Annotated in this window: 16 protein-coding genes; 9 read left to right on the top strand and 7 right to left on the bottom strand. The window is 68.3% G+C overall.

Annotated features, from left to right (window positions below):
* Positions 1-41: 41 nt before the first annotated feature.
* Positions 42-1,334 (bottom strand): extracellular solute-binding protein, encoded by a 1,293-nt coding sequence (locus tag B0E53_RS05720; protein WP_107075019.1) that lies wholly within the window; start codon positions 1,332-1,334, stop codon positions 42-44.
* A gap of 252 nt (positions 1,335-1,586) precedes the next feature.
* Here B0E53_RS05720 and B0E53_RS05715 point away from each other — a divergent pair, with 252 nt between their 5' ends.
* The 3 genes from B0E53_RS05715 (at position 1,587) to B0E53_RS05705 (ending at position 6,344) form a co-directional block, all read left to right on the top strand.
* A complete protein-coding gene (locus B0E53_RS05715; protein ID WP_107075018.1) occupies positions 1,587-3,212 on the top strand; it encodes a glycoside hydrolase family 43 protein in 1,626 nt (541 codons plus the stop codon).
* A gap of 250 nt (positions 3,213-3,462) precedes the next feature.
* Positions 3,463-4,656: an endo-1,4-beta-xylanase gene (locus B0E53_RS05710; RefSeq protein ID WP_107075017.1), complete on the top strand. Its 1,194-nt coding sequence runs from the start codon at positions 3,463-3,465 to the stop codon at positions 4,654-4,656.
* Between the two features lie 278 nt (positions 4,657-4,934).
* A complete protein-coding gene (locus B0E53_RS05705) occupies positions 4,935-6,344 on the top strand; it encodes an endo-1,4-beta-xylanase (RefSeq protein ID WP_107075016.1) in 1,410 nt (469 codons plus the stop codon).
* A 110-nt stretch (positions 6,345-6,454) separates the two neighbouring features.
* On the opposite strand, the gene B0E53_RS05700 is transcribed toward B0E53_RS05705, so the two are convergent.
* The 3 genes from B0E53_RS05700 to B0E53_RS05690 all read right to left on the bottom strand — a co-directional run bounded on the left by B0E53_RS05700 (position 6,455) and on the right by B0E53_RS05690 (position 9,421).
* The gene (locus tag B0E53_RS05700; RefSeq protein WP_107075015.1) at positions 6,455-7,339 is read right to left on the bottom strand and encodes an aminoglycoside phosphotransferase family protein; all 885 of its coding nucleotides are present in this window, start codon (positions 7,337-7,339) and stop codon (positions 6,455-6,457) included.
* Between the two features lie 254 nt (positions 7,340-7,593).
* A complete protein-coding gene (locus tag B0E53_RS05695; RefSeq protein ID WP_210405940.1) occupies positions 7,594-8,682 on the bottom strand; it encodes a winged helix DNA-binding domain-containing protein in 1,089 nt (362 codons plus the stop codon).
* A gap of 214 nt (positions 8,683-8,896) precedes the next feature.
* Positions 8,897-9,421: a GNAT family N-acetyltransferase gene (locus tag B0E53_RS05690; protein ID WP_107075014.1), complete on the bottom strand. Its 525-nt coding sequence runs from the start codon at positions 9,419-9,421 to the stop codon at positions 8,897-8,899.
* Between the two features lie 279 nt (positions 9,422-9,700).
* Between B0E53_RS05690 and B0E53_RS05685 the strand changes: the two genes are divergently transcribed.
* The 3 genes from B0E53_RS05685 (at position 9,701) to B0E53_RS05675 (ending at position 13,121) form a co-directional block, all read left to right on the top strand.
* Positions 9,701-10,882: a low temperature requirement protein A gene (locus B0E53_RS05685; RefSeq protein WP_107075013.1), complete on the top strand. Its 1,182-nt coding sequence runs from the start codon at positions 9,701-9,703 to the stop codon at positions 10,880-10,882.
* 579 nt (positions 10,883-11,461) lie between these two features.
* Positions 11,462-12,706 carry an IS256 family transposase gene (locus tag B0E53_RS05680; RefSeq protein WP_107075040.1) on the top strand — a complete coding sequence of 415 codons (1,245 nt, stop codon included), beginning with the start codon at positions 11,462-11,464 and terminating at the stop codon, positions 12,704-12,706.
* A gap of 19 nt (positions 12,707-12,725) precedes the next feature.
* Entirely contained in the window at positions 12,726-13,121 is a 396-nt protein-coding gene (locus B0E53_RS05675) for a hypothetical protein (RefSeq protein ID WP_107075012.1), read from the top strand.
* A gap of 25 nt (positions 13,122-13,146) precedes the next feature.
* Here the strand turns inward: B0E53_RS05675 and B0E53_RS05670 are convergent, their stop codons facing one another.
* Positions 13,147-13,488 carry a hypothetical protein gene (locus B0E53_RS05670; RefSeq protein ID WP_146167597.1) on the bottom strand — a complete coding sequence of 114 codons (342 nt, stop codon included), beginning with the start codon at positions 13,486-13,488 and terminating at the stop codon, positions 13,147-13,149.
* A 433-nt stretch (positions 13,489-13,921) separates the two neighbouring features.
* Between B0E53_RS05670 and B0E53_RS05665 the strand changes: the two genes are divergently transcribed.
* Positions 13,922-14,173, top strand: coding sequence for a tyrosine-type recombinase/integrase (locus B0E53_RS05665; RefSeq protein WP_107075010.1), 252 nt, complete (start codon positions 13,922-13,924; stop codon positions 14,171-14,173).
* Between the two features lie 215 nt (positions 14,174-14,388).
* Here the strand turns inward: B0E53_RS05665 and B0E53_RS37360 are convergent, their stop codons facing one another.
* Positions 14,389-14,559, bottom strand: coding sequence for a hypothetical protein (locus B0E53_RS37360; protein WP_168215234.1), 171 nt, complete (start codon positions 14,557-14,559; stop codon positions 14,389-14,391).
* The gene (locus B0E53_RS05660) at positions 14,556-14,774 is read right to left on the bottom strand and encodes a flavin reductase (protein WP_107075009.1); all 219 of its coding nucleotides are present in this window, start codon (positions 14,772-14,774) and stop codon (positions 14,556-14,558) included. Before B0E53_RS05660 ends, B0E53_RS37360 begins: the two co-directional genes overlap by 4 nt.
* Positions 14,775-15,179: 405 nt before the next feature.
* On the opposite strand from B0E53_RS05660, the gene B0E53_RS05655 reads away from it, so the two are divergent.
* A complete protein-coding gene (locus B0E53_RS05655) occupies positions 15,180-15,929 on the top strand; it encodes a transcriptional regulator (RefSeq protein WP_107075039.1) in 750 nt (249 codons plus the stop codon).
* 1,091 nt (positions 15,930-17,020) lie between these two features.
* Positions 17,021-17,542: a hypothetical protein gene (locus tag B0E53_RS36905; protein WP_146167596.1), complete on the top strand. Its 522-nt coding sequence runs from the start codon at positions 17,021-17,023 to the stop codon at positions 17,540-17,542.
* The last annotated feature ends 854 nt before the right edge of the window (positions 17,543-18,396 follow it).

Here is an 18,396-nt window from a genome sequence, read left to right as displayed (position 1 = left end):
CACTCGGTTGTCGGCGGCGGCTTCGGGGTGGTGGGACATGGCTACTGGCTCTTCGCCACCGTGGTGATGTCCTTGACGATCTGCTCCGGCGTCTTCGACCCGGCGATCACCTCGGCCACGCTGTCGTTGACCTGCTGGCCGACCGCCGGCGGGTACGCCTGGTCCAGGTAGAGCTGGAATCCGGTCGCGCTCGCCAGGGTCTCCGCCACGGTCTTGTTGTTCGGGTCCTTGATCGCGTCGACCGCGTCCTTGACCGTGGGCAGCACGGCGCCGGTCGCGGCGGCCTTGCGCTGGTTGCCGACCTTCAGCAGCGTCTTCAGGAAGTCGACGGTCGCCGCGGGGGCGTTCTTGCCCACCGTGAAGCCGTTGCCGCCGCCGAACGCCTCGGCCACCGAACCCTTGCCGCCGTCGACGGCCGGGAACGGGAAGAAGCCGAGCTTGTCGCCCAATCCCTTCTTGCTGGTGGAGGAGGAGGCCTGCACGGCCGGGGCCCACTGGCCCATCAGCTCCATGGCCGCGCCGCCGTTGCCCATCGTGGCGGCCTGCCCGTCCGGCGTGCCGTATCCGGCGCCGAGGAAGCCCTTCTGGAACGGCTTCAGGTCGACCAGTTCCTTCAGGTGCTGGCCGGCGGCGATGAAGTCCGGGGTGTCGAAGTTGTGGTCCTTCGCGGCCTGCTGCAGCGCGCCGAGGCCACCGATGCGCATGGCCAGGTACGCCCAGTAGTAGTGACCGGGCCACTTCTCCTTGCCGGCCAGCGCGATCGGGACGACACCGGCGGCCTTGATCCGGCCGACCGCCGTCAGCAGCTCGGCCCAGGTCTTCGGCGCGGCGGTGACACCCGCCTTGGCGAACAGGTCCTTGTTGTACCAGAAACCGACCATGCCGATGTCGAACGGAACGCCGTAGATCTTCCCGTCGATGGTGAACGGCTGCACCGACGCCGGCAGCAGGTCGCCGATCCACGGCTTCACGTCGTCGGTGAGGTCCTTGACCAGGCCCGCGTCGACCTGCTGCTTGAGCACGCCACCGCCCCAGGACTGGAACAGGTCCGGCGGCGAGCCCGCCTGCGTGGCGGTGGTGAGCTTCGCCTTGAACGCCTCGTTCTCCAGCGGCTGGATGGTGACCTTGACGTTGCTGTGCGCGGCCTCGTACTCCTTGGCCATGGCCGCCCAGACCGGCAGCATCGGCTCGGTGTTCTGGATGTGCCACCAGTTGATGGTCTGCGGCGCGTTCGGATCGTCGGCCTTGTCATCGCCACAGGCGCCGAGCAGGAGCGCGCCGGCGCCGGCGCCGGCCAGACCCAGCAGCGATCTGCGGGAGAGGTGCGCTGTCATGTGCCATCCCTTCGAGGACTCAACGAGGTGCTCGGACGCGGAACCGATCAGCGGACCGCGGAAGCGCGGCCCGGAAGTTTCGGGGAAGCTGCCGGTATTTTCAGGTGATGGCGGGCACGTTACGACGCGCCATGTTCGCGGTCAAGGCCCTGTCGCAACTCGACTTCAACCGTTACGGTGGGCGGGATTTCTGAAAGTTTCGGGCGAGTGCTTCCGGAAATTTGACGGAGCGCCGATCAAAAGGAGCCGTACATGTCGACCGAGATCGCAGACGTGGCCACCGCCGCCCGGTCGATCCGCAACCCGGTCCTCACCGGGTTCCACCCGGATCCCTCGATCCTGCGGGTAGGGGACGACTACTACCTGGCCACGTCGACCTTCGAGTGGTACCCGGGGGTGCGCGTGCACCACTCCCGCGACCTCGTGCACTGGCGCGCGCTGGGCGGGATCATCACCGACCGCCGCCTGCTGGACCTGCGCGGCTGCGGGGACTCCAACGGGGTGTGGGCCCCGGACCTGTCCTACCACGACGGGCTCTTCCACCTGGTGTACAGCGACGTGGCCAGCTTCGCCAGCGGCTACTGGGACCCGCAGAACTACCTCACCACCGCCCCGGACATCACCGGGCCCTGGTCGGATCCCGTGCCGCTGCACGCGCACGGCTTCGACGCCTCGCTCTTCCACGACTCCGACGGCACCAGCTGGCTGCTGAGCATGAGCGCGGACTGGCGGCCGGGGCGGGACCGTTTCGGCGGCATCGAGATCCAGCGCTACGACCGGGACCGGCGACAGCTGGTCGGCAAGGCCGAGATCATCTTCCGGGGCACCTCGGTGGGCCTGACCGAGGGACCGCACCTGTACCGCCGCGACGGCTGGTACTGGCTGGTCACGGCCGAGGGCGGCACCAGCTGGGAGCACCAGGTGACGGTGGCCCGCTCGCGCCACCTGCACGGTCCCTACCTGGCCGACCCGGCCGGGCCGCTGCTGACCTCCGTCGGCCACCCGGACCTGCGGCTGCAGAAGGCGGGTCACGGCAGCCTGGTCCAGACCCAGCACGGCGACTGGTACCTCGCCCACCTCGTCGCCCGGCCGTACACGACCCGGGGCAACTGCGTGCTCGGCCGGGAGACCGCGATCCAGAAGGTCGACTGGCCCGCCGCCGGCTGGCCCCGGATCCCCGGCGGGGTGCCCGCCGAGGAGATCCCCGCGCCCGGCCTGCCCGCACATCCCTGGCCGGACGAGCCCGCCACCGACGACTTCGACGGCCCCGAGCTCGGCACCTGCTGGTCGACGCTGCGCCGCCCGGCCAGCGCGGACTGGCTCGACCTGCGCGCCCGCCCGTCGTACCTGCGGGTGCACGGCGGGCAGTCCCCGGTCGGCCGGCAGCGGCCCAGCCTGCTCGCCCGCCGGGTCGGCGCCGAGCGCTGCTCCCTGGAGACCGTCGTCGAGTTCGACCCCGTCGACCACCGGCACCTGGCCGGCGTCACCGCCTACTACAACACCCTCAACTGGCACTACCTCTACCTCACCCGGGACGACGACGGCCGGGTGGTGCTGGAGTTGCTCAGCTCCGACCAGGGCCGGCGGAAGACCTACCCGGAACTCACCGTCGACGTCGGCGCCGCATCGCGGGTCGGCCTGCGGGCCGTGTTCGACGGGCCCCTGGTGCGCTTCGGCTACGACGTCGGCGACGGTTGGCGTCAACTGCCGGTCGGGCTCGACGCGACGATCCTCTCCGACGAGCACGCCGCGCTGATCATCGACGGCGAGCCCGCGGCCTGGGGCTTCACCGGCGCGTTCCTCGGCCTGTGGGTGCAGGACCTCGGCAACGACGGCTTGTACGCCGACTTCGACCGGGCCACCTACCTCGAACACTGACCGTCCGCGCGTCGTCCGTGGCCGGACCGGTCTCCGGAAGTTCCGGAGGTTGACGGGGCCAGATCGACGACCGTAACGTTCCGGCTCGGTACCGGAAATTGTCTCGGAACTATCGGCGCCGGCTCGCGTCCGGTCCGTCGTCCCGCCGCCCGCCCGGGGACCGACCCGCCGCCCAGGGACGCCGGATCACCACACCGCACGATCCGTGCCTCGTCGACCCTGTCGACCCTTCGTTCGGGAAGGAACGCAGATGAAACTCAGACGGTGGATAACCGCCGGGGCGGTCGCCATCGCGACCGTCGGGGCGCTCAACGTCGCGCCGGCCACGGCCGGCCGCCCGTACAACCCCGCCGACCAGAGCCTGCGCAACCTCGCGCTGCGCCACGGCCTGGCCATCGGCACGGCCGTCGACCTGGCCGCCCTCGACGATCCCGCCGACCCCCGGTACCGCCAGCTCGCGGCGTCGGAGTTCTCCACGGTCACCGCCGAGAACGCGATGAAGTGGGAGAGCCTGGAGCCGACCCGCGGCAGCTACAACTGGGGGCCGGCCGACCAGCTCGTCGCCTTCGCCAAGCAGAACAACCAGCGCGTACGCGGGCACGTCCTGGTCTGGCACAACCAGCTGCCCGGCTGGCTGACCAGCGGCGTGGCCGACGGCTCCATCAGCGACGCCGAGCTGCGCGACATCCTCCGCGACCACATCACCGCCGTGGTCACCCACTTCAAGGGCCGGATCTGGCAGTGGGACGTGGTCAACGAGGCGGTCAGCGACCCCTGGGACACCCCGTCGACCCTGCACTACAAGGGATTCTGGGCCCAGCACCTCGGTCCCGGCTACATCGCCGACGCCTTCCGCTGGGCCCGCGCGGCCGACCCGCACGCCCTGCTGTTCTACAACGACTACAACATCGAGGCGTTCGGCTCCGGCGACCCGGCGAACGACAAGACCCAGTTCGTGTACGACATGGCCAAGGACCTGCTGGCCCAGGGCGTGCCGATCGACGGCATCGGCAGCCAGGGCCACCTCGGCACCCAGTACGGCAACTTCGACACCCTCCAGGTCGCCGGGGCGCTGCGGAAGTTCGCCGGGCTGGGGCTGGCCACGGCGTTCACCGAGGTCGACGTGCGCAGCCAACTGACCGCGGGGGTCCAGGCGGGCGACTCGAACGAGATCAACCCGCGGTTGCAGGCCTCGGCGGCGAACTTCAGCGTGCTGCTGCAGGCCTGCCTGGCCGAGCGGCACTGCCTGTCGTTCACCGTCTGGGGGTTCACCGACAAGCACTCCTGGGTGACCGGCTGGTTCTCCGACCCGCCGGAGGGCCTCGCCACCGTCTACGACGAGAACTACCAGCCCAAGCGGGCGTACCAGCTGATGAAGGCCGACCTGATCTACAGCGGCCCGCCGTACGTCCTGCCGCGCGTGCCGCAGCGGCCGCGCCGCTAGACGCAGTTCGATCCGAGCGGGGCCGGTCCGTCGACCGGCCCCGCTTCGGCGCGTCCGGAGCCGCCACGCCGTCGGGCGACCGAGCCCTTCGGCGGCATTGATAGTTCGAAATTGTTCCGGTACTTTTTCGAGAGATGCACTTCGATCGACTCACGGTGGGCCCGGGACATGATCCCGATCCGCGTGGCCTCCGGGCGGCCGCGCACCGAGCCGACCACCGTGGCGGGCAGTCGTCGAGGTAGCCGTCCTCATCGGTACAGACATCGAAAGGCTCCCTCATGGACAAGGTGCTCGCCCGCGGCAGCGGGAGTTCGACTGGTCGACTGCGATCCCGGGTCGCGCTGGTGTCGGCAGCGGCCGGGGTGGCGCTGGTCGCCGCGTCGGTGGCGGTGGCGACCAGCGCCAGCGCCGGGACGACGCTCGGGGCGTCGGCGGCGGAGAAGGGCCGGTACTTCGGCACCGCGGTGGCCGCGAACAAGCTGTCGGACGCCACCTACGTCGGCATCCTGAACCGCGAGTTCAACATGGTCACCCCCGAGAACGAAATGAAGTGGGACGCCACCGAGCCGTCCCAGGGCCAGTTCAACTACACCAGCGCCGACCGGATCGTCAGCCACGCCCAGGCCAACGGCATGCGGGTCCGCGGCCACGCGCTGGCCTGGCATTCGCAGCAACCGGGCTGGGCGCAGAACCTGTCCGGCACCGCCCTGCGGCAGGCCATGGTCAACCACATCACCCAGGTCGCCACCCACTACAAGGGCAAGATCTACGCCTGGGACGTGGTGAACGAGGCGTTCGCCGACAGCGGTGGGGGCCGCCGCGACTCCAACCTCCAGCGCACCGGCGACGACTGGATCGAGGTGGCGTTCCGCACCGCGCGGGCCGCCGACCCGGGCGCCAAGCTCTGCTACAACGACTACAACACCGACAACTGGACCTGGGCGAAGACGCAGGCCGTGTACAACATGGTCAAGGACTTTAAGGCACGTGGCGTGCCGATCGACTGTGTCGGCCTGCAGTCGCACTTCAACAGCGGCTCGCCGTACCCGAGCAACTACCGCACCACCCTGGAGAACTTCGCCGCCCTGGGCGTCGACGTGCAGATCACCGAGCTCGACATCGAGGGTTCCGGCACCACCCAGGCCACCACCTACGGCAACGTCGTCAAGGACTGCCTGGCCGTGTCCCGCTGCACCGGCATAACCGTCTGGGGCATCCGCGACAGCGACTCCTGGCGGGCCAGCGGCACCCCGCTGCTCTTCGACGGCAACGGCAACAAGAAGCCGGCGTACACGGCGGTGCTCGACGCGCTGAACGCCGGCGGCACCACCCCGCCGCCGCCCACGACGACCCCGCCGCCCACCAGCACCCCGCCGACCACCCCGCCGCCGTCCGGCAACGGCTGCACCGCGTCGCTCATCACCAACCAGTGGCAGGGCGGCTTCGTCACCACCGTGCGGGTCACCGCCGGCGCCAGCGCGCTCAACGGGTGGGCCGTCGCGCTGACCCTGCCGGCGGGCGCGAGCCTGGTCAACACGTGGAACGCCCAGCCCAGCGGCACCAGCGGCGCACTGACCTTCCGCAACGTCGCCTACAACGGCCAGGTCGGAGCCGGCACCAGCACCGAGTTCGGCTTCCAGGGGAACGGCACCGCCCCCGCCGGCACCCCCACCTGCACCGCCGGCTGACCGACCACGGCCCTGACCTGATACCCCTGTCGTCCGCGAACGCGCCGGTCGGGTTCCGAGCCCGGTCGGCGCGTCCGTGGAGCCTTTTCCCTGCGAACACGGCTCCGCGGTCAGGGATGGTCGGACAGGACCGCTCCCACCGCCCGCTGGGCGACGGCGTACATCGTGGGGTTGGTCTCCCGGTAGTAGGTCAGCGCGCTGATGAAGGTCAGCGCCCAGCCCTTGCCGCGCGCCCAGGTGGCGTCATCGAACCCGGCCTTCTCGCGGAACACGTCGCGCGCGTCGGAGTCGAGGAGCGTCCACGCCGCCATCGCGTCGCAGGCCGGGTCGCCGACGCCCGCCGCGCCGAAGTCGATCAGACCGCACAGCCGGCCGTCCTTGACGAGCACGTTGCCCGTCAGCAGGTCACCGTGGCTCCAGACGGGCGGGCCGTCCCAGGCCGGCGCGGCCAGCGCCGCCTCCCAGACGGAGATGACCGCGTCCACGTCGACCAGGCCACGGGCGGCCTCAGTCCACTCCCGCAGGTACTCGTCGCGGCCGCTCAGCGCCCCGCTGCGGTACCCGACAGGGGCGCCCGAGGTGTCCGCCCGTCGCAGGCCGGCCACCAACTCCCCGAGGTCGGCGGCGAACCGTCGCGGATCGGTGTTGCCCTCCGCCGGGTGTTCGCCGTCGACCCAGCGAGAGATCGCCCAGGGCCACGGATACGACTCGGCCGGACGGCCGACGGCACACGGCTCCGGCACCGCCACCGGCAGGTGCCTTGCGAGGACCGGCAGCCACTCGTGCTCGAACTCGACCTGGTCGACCGCGGATTCGATGCGTGGCAGCCGGACCGCGAGGTCGTCGCCGAGCCGGTAGATCGCGTTGCTCGTACCGCCGGAGGCCACGGGCGTGACCGGCCGGTCCGCCCACTGCGGGAACTGCCCGGCGACCAGCCGTCGAACCAGGGCGCTGTCCGTGCGTACCTCGTCCTTGTGCATCTGCCCAGCCGGCATTCCGGCCCTCCTCGGATCGCGGTCGTCCGTGCACGCTAGCCGGGCCTGTCGCCGATGTCCCGAGAGTTATCTGTCACGGACGTCCGACACCCCTGGCAGACCCGCGGTGGGGCCGAGTTCGTCACCGCCGTTGGGCAAGCTGGCCGCTACCGACCTGGGCCGGTGCGGCATCGGCTCGGCGGCCTGTTCTCAAGTGAGGGATGGTTCGGCCGGTGAAGCGGAGGCCCGCCCGCCGAAATGAGCCTGATCATCCACTAAGCGAATTCGACGCCGGTGAGGGGAACGGCGCGGTACGCGGCGAGGCGTTCAGCTTGTTCGATGATGTCATTGCGGGTGGTCGCGGACAGTGCCTGCCACGGCTGGACGGCGACCTTGAACGTCTTGCCGGACTTGCGGGGACGCCAGGTGCCGACCAGTTCACCGTCGACCAGGACGGCGCCGGGGCGACCCAGCACCGGCCACAACTCCTTGGCGTGGGCCGCCCCCGGCACCAGGGTTGCTCGGTCCTTGGCCTGTAGGAAGAGGTCGTACGGGCCGAGCAGACGGGTTGCCGTGGCATCGGCCGATTCCAACGCCTCTTCGTCGGCGGCCAGCAGCGACCGCACCTCGCCGCCGACCACCACCTCGACCACATCTTCGGGCCAGCGCGCCTTCACGTCCTTGACCGGGGCATCGAGATAGTCGGCGACATGCTTGGGAGTGGCCGGGCCGAGCAGACGGAGATACGCGCGGATGAGGTCGAACCTGTCGTCCGGGGCGGCAGCCTTCTTGAACTGTGCGGTGCGTTGCAGGACCGGGGGCGATGTGTCGAGTTGCAACTCCAGTCCGGCGCGCACGGCGGCCAACCGGAAAGGCATTTCGTAGAGGTGGGTGGCGTCGCATGGTCGGCAGAATCGCAGGTACGGCGCCGGCATCACTTCAGCCAAGCGGCGGGAGACGTCCCCCTTGACCGTCGGCTCGGTGACGATGGCTCGCATGTGAGCGGCTAGCTCGTCGAGGGCAGCCAGGATGCCGATGCCAGCCGCCTTCAACGGCTTTGCCGCGTCGTAGATGCGCCTACCCGCGTCTGCGTCGGAGAACGGCTCGACGGCGGCCGCCACCTTCCCCACGTCAGCACGGCGGTAGAGGTGCGGAGCGCCCCGCACAGTCCACAGCAGGATCAGATCATCCGCGGACATCGCCGCCACGTCGACCCCGCGGACGGCCAGCGCCCACCGACCGCCGTCCGGGCCGGTGTCCTGCACCCCGATATCGAGCACGGCGGTGTTGCCGAGCGCGCCTTCGGCTCGGTCAAGCTGCTGAGCCCGGACGCGGAAGTTCATCACCTGGCGCCGACCAACCACGCCTACACCCTAGCCAGCGGGCCGACAGAGGCGCCGCAGCCTGCCGTGACGCCCAGTGGGACAAGCCCGTACTCGTCGCCGCCCTCGCGGACGCCGCCATGTGGGGTGGCGGCAGCGCCGCGGAGGCGCTCACGATCCGCGACAGGGTCGCGCTCATCGCAGCCGTCGAGGATGCACGGGGGGAGGCCAACCGTCGGCGGCACCTGACGACACGTCAAGAAACCTCGCCGTTGCTTTTGATCATCGCGCAGCGACGGGAGGCATCTATCCCGGGCAGCGACGCCTCGTGTCGCATCACGGCTGCCAGCTCGGGTCCGATCTCCGCGTCGGGTAGCTCTCGGTACCCGAGTGTCCGGTAGTAGGGGCCGTTCCAGGGCACGTCGCGAAATGTCGTCAGGGTCGTCGCCGGTCGATCGTTGCGCCTGCCCCATGTCTCGATGTGCGAGATGAGCCGGCGGCCGATGCCTCGCCGAGCGTGAGCGGGAGCTACCGACACCTGTTCGATGTGGGCATTACCGTCCAGCACCCTTGCCACGATATAGCCGGCGATCTTTCCGTCTTCCTCGGCAACCCAGATCAGCCCTTGCTGCTGGCTTCGACTCAGGGCCTGCTGATCGGGGACATGGTCGGCCACCTCTGACATGCCGACCGAGTGGAAGAGCTCGCCAGCTTGGACCTCGAGCAGGGCCAAGTCATCGAGCTCAGATTGTCTTGCCGAGCGGATCAGCGGGGAAGCCACGTCCTCACCTTTACACAGCGGCAAGACGGCCTGTCATCCGCAATCCCGTTGGGCCAGCGAAAACGGCAGGTCCGCAAGCCGACCAGCGCGATTGGCTGGGCCTACGGGGGCGAGACGCAGAACGCGGATGCCCTGTTTGTCGCTGGCGCTCGACCGTCGCCCGTCCGTGTAACGCGGGTCGCTCGATCCAATCCGCAGCGGCACGTCCGCGGTCACAGCCGCTGCTGCATGTCAGAATGCCCCCAAACCTGGAGCAGAGCTGGCAGAACGGGCGAGCCGATGACGACGAGCAGGGCGGTCGAGCTGCTGCGCAGACCAGGGGAACCAGAGCGGGCCACGTTCCTGGAACTCTTCTTCGACCTGGTGTTCGTCCTCGCGCTCGCTCAGCTCTCGCGCGGCCTTGCCGAGGATCTCGGGTGGAGCGGCGCCTTCCGGGCGCTGGTGCTGTTGGGGGCCATGTGGTGGGTCTGGGCCAGCACCGCGTGGCTGACCGACCGGACGGACCCGCAACGACCGGTAATCCAGGCGCTGGTCATCGCGACCATGGTCGGCAGCCTGGTGATGGCGGCCGCGGTACCCGAGGCATTCGGCGACACGGGCCTGATCTTCGCGGGCGCGTACGTCGCCGTCCAGCTCAGCCGCGGGCTCGTCCTCATGGCCGTTCTGCGTGGCCACGAACTACAGCGCAACGCCGTGCGCGGGCTGTTCTGGTACGGCCTGTCGGCGCTGCCGTGGATCGCGGGGGCGCTCGTGCACGGCACGGCGCGGGGCGCGTTGTGGGCACTCGCGGTGGTCCTTGACCACACGGCAGGCAGAATCGGCTTCCCCACCCCCGGGGCGGGCCGTGCGCCCGGCCAAGACCTGGTGATCTCGGGCGAGCACCTGTCCGAGCGCTACCGGCAGTTCTTCATCATCGCGCTCGGCGAGCTGATCCTGGTTACCGGACTGGCGCTGAGCAGCAGCGGCTTCGCGCCTGACGCGGCTGTCGCGTTCGCAGTGTCGATCGCGACCACCGTGCTGCTGTGGCGGATCTACATATACCGCGCCGGGGAAGTCCTTGCGGAAGCGATCGCCGCGTCTGCCGACCCGGTCCGCCTCGCCCGATCGGCGTCATACGCCCACCTGGCCATGGTGGGCGGCGTGGTCGTTGCCGCCGTCGGCGACGAACTTGTCATCGCCCATCCACTCGGACACACCCCACCGGCCTGGATCGCCGTCATCCTCGGCGGACCCGCGCTGTACGTGGCCGGGCGCGCCCGCTTCGAGCACGCGGTATTCGGCCGCGTGTCCCGGTCCCGGCCGATCAGCGTCCTTGCGCTGGCCGCCCTGACACCGGCGATGCTCCTCCTGCCGCCAGTCGTGGTCGCCGCCGCTGCTGCCTTCGTTCTGACCGGGATCGCCATATCCGACGCAGCCCGCGCCCGCGGAGGCCCGCCCGAGCCGCCGTCACCACCCGGCTAGCCGGAAGTGTCACCCAGGTCTTGAGACAGTTCTGTCACGCAGGTCCTGAGACTCGACACGCCGGCAGCCGGCCCGAGGTGACGGCCGAGCCGAACCCCGCGCTGCCTCATCGGCCCTCTTCCTGACCTGGTGCGCCAGGATCGGTCGATCGCCGTCAGGGATGGCCGCGCGGATGCTCCGGGGGCGTTAGCTCGTCCGGTGGTGGCGATGGTGGTTGCTTCCAGCCGGACCCGTAAACCAGAACCCAGTACACGAGGAACGCCCCGAGGATGACGGCCAGAAAGACGCATGCGATTCCCCCGGTGATGCCCATATCGCCAAATTATCGTGTTGGCACAGCGGGCGACTCGGTTTCGAGACCTGCCCGATCAGGCGGGCGACTACCTGTCTCCGAGTCACCGAACGGATGATCACAGGTCACCGACCTCCCGGGCGAGCCAGACTTCACGCCGGGTCAGCCGCCCCGGTTGCGTCCACGGGAGTGGTGTACGACTTGCCCGTGATGGGCGTGTTGCGTAGATAGGAGACGGCCATCGCGTGATCCTTCGAGACGACCAAGTCATGAAGGAGAGGAACGCGATGGCCGCATCTGAGAGTGTGAACGCTGTTGACCTGCTGCGCGAGCAGATCGCGGGCGCGTCGCCGGACGTGTTGCAGGCGATGGTGAAGACGTTCGCGCAGGCGTTGATGTCCGCCGAGGCGGACGCGGTCTGCGGCGCCGCCTGGGGGCAGCGCAGCGACGAGCGGGTCAACTCCCGCAATGGTTATCGGCATCGGGAGTGGGACACCCGGGCCGGGACGATCGACCTGGCGATCCCGAAGCTGCGGCAGGGCTCGTACTTCCCGGACTGGCTTCTGACGCATCGCCGGCGGGCTGAGCAGGCCCTGGTCTCCGTGGTGGCCACGAGTTACCTGCTCGGGGTGTCTACCCGGCGGGTGGAGAAGCTGGTCGAGCAGCTCGGGATCCGGCAGCTGTCGAAGTCGCAGGTCTCGGAAATGGCCGCTCACCTGGACGCGCAGGTGGAGGCGTTCCGCAACCGGCCTCTGGACTCAGGGCATTACACGTTCGTGTGGATGGACGCGCTGACGATGAAGGTCCGCGAGGCCGGTCGCACCGTCAACGTCCACGCCCTGATCGCGGTCGGCGTCAACGCCGACGGTCAACGAGAAGTCCTGGGCCTCGACGTGGCCTCGGATGAGGACGGCGCCGGCTGGCTGGCGTTCCTGCGGTCGCTGACCGCCCGCGGCCTGACCGGGGTGCGTCTGGTCATCTCCGACGCCCACGCCGGCCTGGTGCAGGCGATCGGGGCCGCTCTGCCGGGGGCCTCGTGGCAGCGGTGCAGGACCCATTACCTGCGGAATCTGCTGACGAAGGTGCCGAAGTCAGCGCAGCCGTGGATCGCGACTCTCGTCCGCACGGTCTTCGACCAGCCCGACGCCGACGCCGTCCGAGCCCAGTTCGACCGGGTCGTGGCCACGATCGAGGCGAAGTTCCCCGCGGGGGCCGAGCACCTCGACGCAGCCCGCGACGACCTGCTCGCCTTCACCAACTTCCCCCGCGAGATCTGGCGTCAGATCTGGTCGAATAACCCACAGGAACGGTTGAACAAGGAGATCCGCCGGCGCACCGACGTCGTCGGGATCTTCCCCAATCGCCCGTCGATCATCCGCCTCGTCGGCGCCGTCCTCGCCGAGCAGACCGACGAGTGGACCGAAGGCCGCCGCTACATGGGCCTGGAACTACTCACCAAAGCCCGCACCATCACCATCGAGACCAGCCAACAACACACCGACCAAGCCGACCCAGCCCCGATCGCCGCATAACATCAGACCGGATCCCGCGATGGCCGTCTCTTACACCAGCAGCGCGGACGTGACCGCCGCCCCCAAGTGCGAGCTCCAGCGATGCGTCCGGTCCGACCTGTGGCATCACGACCAAGGTGCCTACCGCCTCGCACGTTTGTTCGACCAGATTGTTGACGGTGGAGGTACGGGGACGCTGGCGGAACGGGTCGTGGGCCGCATGGCTCGGCGCGACATCTGGCTGCTCTCTGACGGCCGGCTGTGGCGAGTGCGAGGCCGCCTCGGCGGTGACAACGGGCAGGAAGTCTCGTACGACTTCCCGGACGAACGCGCCGCCCGCTCAATGGTCGACCGGATGAAGAAGACCTCGGCCGGCACCTGGCGGGATCTCACGGAGGCGATCCGGCAGGAGTCCAACCGCCGGCGGACTCACTAGCCGGACAGGTCGCGCCCGACAGCGCTCAACGGCAGGCGTCTGCCCGGACATGCACGCCGCACCACGGCGGCAGCTCGGCCGCCCACACCCGCCAGCCGCCGGCGTCTCGCCGAGTCTCGAACCGCCACGGATGAGCTGTGCCGCTAAGGTTGACCTGTTCGTTCCACCAGACCGCATGGACCTGCGCGGTCACTGTCGCACGGTCATCGACCTGGTCCTCGACGTCGATCGGTCCGACCACTTCAAGCTTCGACGGAACATTGCCGCGTTCCATCTCCCCGCGGTACTCCCGCCACTGCCGCAGCAGCTCGTCATGACGCCTGCCGGCCAGCACCCGCGACAGGCCGATCTGCTCCCCGCTGCTCATCCGAAGTACGTACACGTTCACCGCCGCGTCCGGTGTTGCCTCACCTCGCTCTGCTTCCGCCTGCCGCAGAACGGCCCACGACACAGGCACTGCTACGACCCCGGTACACAGCACGGCTACGATCGAGAGAACAACTCACGGCCAATGGCGCGACGACCGCACCAACGGTTTGCCTGCCGCCGCCCGGCGACCCGGCAGGACTGGCGCCTCCCCTGGTCCCATAGAAGGCAAAATGTGCCTCCGGTGAGTTTCCCAGCCAGTGCCGATCGTCGGCCTCGACCGTCACACGGCCGTTGGTGCCAGAATGAAGCCGTGGAAGCTGGCCCCGACACGACTGCGGAGTGGTGGACAACCTCCGACGTAGCTGCGTACCTCGGCGTGAAGGTTGCGACGGTTACGAACTACCGGAAGCGGGGTCAGATGCCAGAGCCGGATGCCACCGTGGGTCTGGAAGCCATCCCTGCAACGCGCCGGCCTGCCGGCGGCACTGCGCTTCCATGACCTGCGGCACTCCTACGCAAGCTGGCTGGTCTCAGACGGCGTGCCGATCAACGACGTGGCAAAGGTAATGGGGCACGAGCAAACATCAACGACGCTGAATCGATACACCCACTCGACGTCTGAGCGCGATCGCCGGGTGTTGAAGTCCTTTCCTGCCTTCTCGCTGCCTCCGGGCAACGACTGATCCTCAGATACGAGTCAAGGCCCCTCGTTTGAGGGGCCTTGAACTTGCTTTATTCATGGTGGGCGATACTGGGATCGAACCAGTGACCTCTTCGGTGTGAACTCTCGGCGAGCCGGTCGGATCTGGCTCGATACGAGGTCAAACGGCCTGCTGACGCGCTTCTCGGCTCGGTTCGGCTGGCACGGTTGCTGTACTTCACTGCTGTACTGCTGGCATCACACCAGGCGCTGGATTACCTTCGGGCGCTCGTTCCTCAGGTGGCCCAGCTTGTGCTGGCGGACCTGCTCGTCCCAGACCTCCTGGTCGTAGTCGGGGTCCGGCGGGATCCACTTGTGGGAGCCGTCGCTGTAGTGGAACTTCTCGTCACCGGGCCGAAGGATGCTCATCGGGTCCAGCCGAGGAACCGGTAATGCAGGTGGCCGGCGGGAACGTGGGCCAGGTCCTGAGCAGCGTCGACGAGCTGGGCGGCCAGGTAGAGGGCCAGGGAGACCGGAGCGCGGTCATACTCGGCTCGCAGCTCCCGCCGCCGGGTCTGGCAGGGCCACTCCCCCGCGCAACCGCCGCACGTCCAAGCCGGCTTGATCGGGTGGTGAGTGCTCATCGCGAGCCGTCCTGGCTGGGCCATTGGCCGCGCTTGATCGGACGGCCCCGCCAGGACGCCACCCGCCGCCCGACCGGCAACAGCTCAACGCCGCCCACGAAGCCACCGCCGATCCGGCACCGCCCGCGTGGTCTCCTCCACCGGTAGTCGATCCGCCTCCGCCTCGGCAAGAAGCCGCCGCTTGGCCGCTTCACGCTCGGCCGCCTGGATCTGCTCGCCCCGGCCTGCCGCTGGCTCGCCACCCTTACCCGGCATTGCCACCTCCGTCAGCGGAACGCGGCGGCGCCCTCCGCCATCGCAGGTTCACAATGACGTCGGAGCGTCACGGTCTGCGACGGCACAAGATGCGACAAGCAGGCCACATTGGCGACGACATTTAGGCGACATAGCGCTATCGTGGCGGTCATGGCCGCCCCCAACACCGCCCTGCGCGCTGTCCGTACTGGAATGCGCATGAGCCAAGACGACTTCGCTCGAGCGCTCCAGGCTGCCGGCCACCGCGTCGGCGAACCCAACGACGCCAACAAGAGACTCGTCCAGCGATGGGAGTCGGGCGCGATCGCCGCGCCGCGCCCCGTCTACGCTCGCGCGCTGGAGGTCGTCACCGGCCTACCCATCTCGCTGCTGGGCTTCGCCGCGGTGCCCGGCGAGCACGTCAGCGACGACGAACACGGTGGCCACGACCTGACCTCTCCCCTGTCCAGCCTGGCCACGCCGACGCCAACGGCCAAGCCCACCACGGTCCACGGGTCGTACGAAGGTGTCTGGCTCAGCCGCTACCAGTACTACTCCAGCGGCCGGGGGGATTCCTTCGCCGGGCAACACTTCGTCGTGATGCTTCAGCATGGCGACAGGCTGACCGCGCGCAGCCTGCCCGGATCGGCGGCCTCGTCGCTCTCACTGGACCTGACCGTGGACGGTGCCGTTGTCACCGGCACGTGGGTGGAGCAGACCGACCCCGCCGGCTACTACCGGGGCGCCCGGTATCACGGTGCAATCCAGCTCCTGGCCGAGCCCACGGGTCGCCGGATGGCCGGAAAGTGGGTTGGGTTCGGCAAGGACATGGACGTGAACACCGGCCCGTGGGAGCTTGTCTTCCAAGACGCCTCAACGTCCAAGGCAACGCTCGATCGCTACAACACGTCGGCGACGTGACGCACTGCTACCCCGGGGCCATCGACCCCTCGCTTGTAAGTTCTGGGCGCTGTGTCCGGCGCGGTTCGTGCTCGTCTCTGACGTCGGACGGTAGTCCGGAGCCCGCCGTACACGACCCTCAAGGTCCGACCCCGTTGCTGTCACCGTAGCTGTCTGACAGCGAAATACTCGGCTACGTCGGCCGGTTCCGATTGCGGTGGTCCTGTAGCCATGCAACGGCGCTCCCTGTAGCGACCACCGTGCAGGCACCAAAGGTCACCGGCACCCACCACGCGCCACCCGGGTCTAGCGCTGTGGCCACCGTCAGCCAGAGGCAGACCAGCGCAAGCAGGGACCACGCGATCGGGAACCACGGCACACCTCGTCGAGCTGCCAACGCACGCCCCTCATCCGGCCAACCGTCTTGCATCGATCCGAGCAAGTCTATAGAAGCTGGCGGGCCACTATCAGCTTGGGAATCGGGTTGATCCACACTGCGAGCGGCCACGCTGGCAGGTCAATCCGCACTAGTCGTTCCGCCGCCGGGTTGCCGGGATGCTGCTGTAGCCCGATGTTGACCGCTGCGTCGGGCACGGGTCGGGCACGCTGACCGCTCAGCGACGGGTGCGGCTTCGCCGCACCGCCCAGACTCCACCAACGATCGCCGCCGCCGTCGGCAGGAGACAGCACAGGGTTAGGACGATCAGGTGCCATGGTTTGAGTGCTCCCATGGCCGCGACGGTAGTCGCTGTTGACCACCAATACTGTCCCAGCAGAGCCACAGAGTCCGGTTCCCGACGGGCGCAGTTTTGGTGCCCTTGTCCGGGTCAAAGCCCTCAGCCGTTGTCGCGCTGAGGGCTTGACGCCTTCGTCCCGAAGGAACGATCGGCCGCCGACGAGCTGCGCCGGCAGGAGGGCTTAGTAGCTGCTCGAACGGTCCACCGAAGTCCATGGATGTCCGCCGTTGCTCGCGCCCGTCGTCGCCCAGTTGGTCACCCATCCCGAGTGTCAAACGTTGAAGCGGAGCTTGCGCGGCCCTCCGGTGGACTGCGGCAACCTGCCCGCCGTTCCGCCTCGCGACCTTGCTTGCTATCTCATGGCAGGGTGGGGACATGGCCGAGTGGACCGATGTTGTGGGCGCTGTCGCAGACGTTGGCACCGTGAGTATTGCCGTAGTAGCTGCAACCGTCGCATGGCATCAAGTCAAGGAGGCGCGACGCCTACGCATCGAGCAGGCAGCTCCCTACGTCGTCGTCGACCTACAGAGCAACCCGGCAGATCCGAAATTCGTCGACTTGGTTATCCTAAACACAGGAACGACAACAGCCCGCAATATTAGGTTCACTTTCTCTCCAGAATTGCGCAGCACCCTGTACCCACACGCAGCAGAACCAAGACAACTCTCCGAGTATCCCGTCCTCAAGGACGGGATACCAAATCTGCCGCCGGGCGGAGAATTTCGATTCCTATTCGAATTCGTTGTCGAGCATTGCCGGAAGCGCGATGAGTTTCCTACCAAGTACGATGTGATCGTGAATTTCGACGACTCTCGCGGTCGACCTTGCGACTCGCTTACATATTCTCTGGATCTCTCCTTGCGCTGGAGCCTGCTACGACTGGGCAGGGACCGTTGATCTTTCGCCCCGCACGGACACGACTGCCGAAGAAAGCTACAGCGCATACTGCCGAGATCGATCAACAACTCGCCTAATCTCTGGCTCAGCAATAGCGGATACAGCAGCGTTTAATCGTTTGAACCGCCTCGCGAACCTCAGTTGCCGGAAAATCCGTCCAGACCAGGACACGTCAGCTAGAAGTCTTGCGGCTTCCCTGACGAGGTCAGCGAATTTACTTTCAATACCGCCCCCGCCTTCGTCCTCGTCCGGGTAGTCGTTCCAACTAGAATAGCTGAGAGAATGCGCAGCATCGGCGAGAGACAAGTAGAATCGCACATAGCCGCGCGGTATCCGGGCAAGCAATGCGGCAGTTTCCAACGCTCGTGCTGATTCCGTGAAAGCTGGCTTCTCGCCGTGGGGTGCCCAGCGGGAGTGCTCCATTTTTCCTAGCGCTTCGAGCACCCTGGCCTGAGCTTCGTGCCGATCTTTTCCGCCCGCGACCCATTGCCCCAGAATAGACCCAATTCCGAGTGTCCCCAATGCGCCAACTATCGATAGCAAAGCGTTAAGGCCCAGTGTCATACTCAAAAGTATGCATCTGGTGGACAACCTGCCATCCCGTCTGCCGTCGACCCGCCCTGCTGGGGAGCGGGCCGCCGCCCGGCCCGCCACGTCAAGCGGACCTTGACGCACATACGGACGCTGGCGGGTCGGGCGGTGGTCTGCTCGGCTTGCCCGGGTCGACGGCTGGCGGGATGGCCATGCGCAACCACCCACGACCGTGACCCGCCGACGGAGCCCCGGCCATCCTAGAGCCGGAGCGCCCCCGCCGGAGGCGCACTAACCGCAACCCCGCGACCACCGCCAGCTCG

This window comes from Micromonospora sp. MH33 (assembly GCF_003013775.1).
Classification (GTDB): Bacteria; Actinomycetota; Actinomycetes; order Mycobacteriales; family Micromonosporaceae; genus Micromonospora; species Micromonospora fulviviridis.
Note: the sequence above shows the minus strand (reverse complement) of the source record. Positions and strands in the feature narration are given on the sequence as shown.

Coding starts and splice junctions, on each gene's coding strand:
- B0E53_RS05720 (WP_107075019.1), bottom strand. CDS start 1,334: ATGACAGCGCACCTCTCCCGCAGATCGCTGCTGGGTCTGGCCGGCGCC.
- B0E53_RS05715 (WP_107075018.1), top strand. CDS start 1,587: ATGTCGACCGAGATCGCAGACGTGGCCACCGCCGCCCGGTCGATCCGC.
- B0E53_RS05710 (WP_107075017.1), top strand. CDS start 3,463: ATGAAACTCAGACGGTGGATAACCGCCGGGGCGGTCGCCATCGCGACC.
- B0E53_RS05705 (WP_107075016.1), top strand. CDS start 4,935: ATGGACAAGGTGCTCGCCCGCGGCAGCGGGAGTTCGACTGGTCGACTG.
- B0E53_RS05700 (WP_107075015.1), bottom strand. CDS start 7,339: ATGCCGGCTGGGCAGATGCACAAGGACGAGGTACGCACGGACAGCGCC.
- B0E53_RS05685 (WP_107075013.1), top strand. CDS start 9,701: ATGACGACGAGCAGGGCGGTCGAGCTGCTGCGCAGACCAGGGGAACCA.
- B0E53_RS05680 (WP_107075040.1), top strand. CDS start 11,462: ATGGCCGCATCTGAGAGTGTGAACGCTGTTGACCTGCTGCGCGAGCAG.
- B0E53_RS05675 (WP_107075012.1), top strand. CDS start 12,726: ATGGCCGTCTCTTACACCAGCAGCGCGGACGTGACCGCCGCCCCCAAG.
- B0E53_RS05670 (WP_146167597.1), bottom strand. CDS start 13,488: ATGAGCAGCGGGGAGCAGATCGGCCTGTCGCGGGTGCTGGCCGGCAGG.
- B0E53_RS05665 (WP_107075010.1), top strand. CDS start 13,922: ATGCCACCGTGGGTCTGGAAGCCATCCCTGCAACGCGCCGGCCTGCCG.
- B0E53_RS37360 (WP_168215234.1), bottom strand. CDS start 14,559: ATGAGCATCCTTCGGCCCGGTGACGAGAAGTTCCACTACAGCGACGGC.
- B0E53_RS05660 (WP_107075009.1), bottom strand. CDS start 14,774: ATGAGCACTCACCACCCGATCAAGCCGGCTTGGACGTGCGGCGGTTGC.
- B0E53_RS05655 (WP_107075039.1), top strand. CDS start 15,180: ATGGCCGCCCCCAACACCGCCCTGCGCGCTGTCCGTACTGGAATGCGC.
- B0E53_RS36905 (WP_146167596.1), top strand. CDS start 17,021: ATGGCCGAGTGGACCGATGTTGTGGGCGCTGTCGCAGACGTTGGCACC.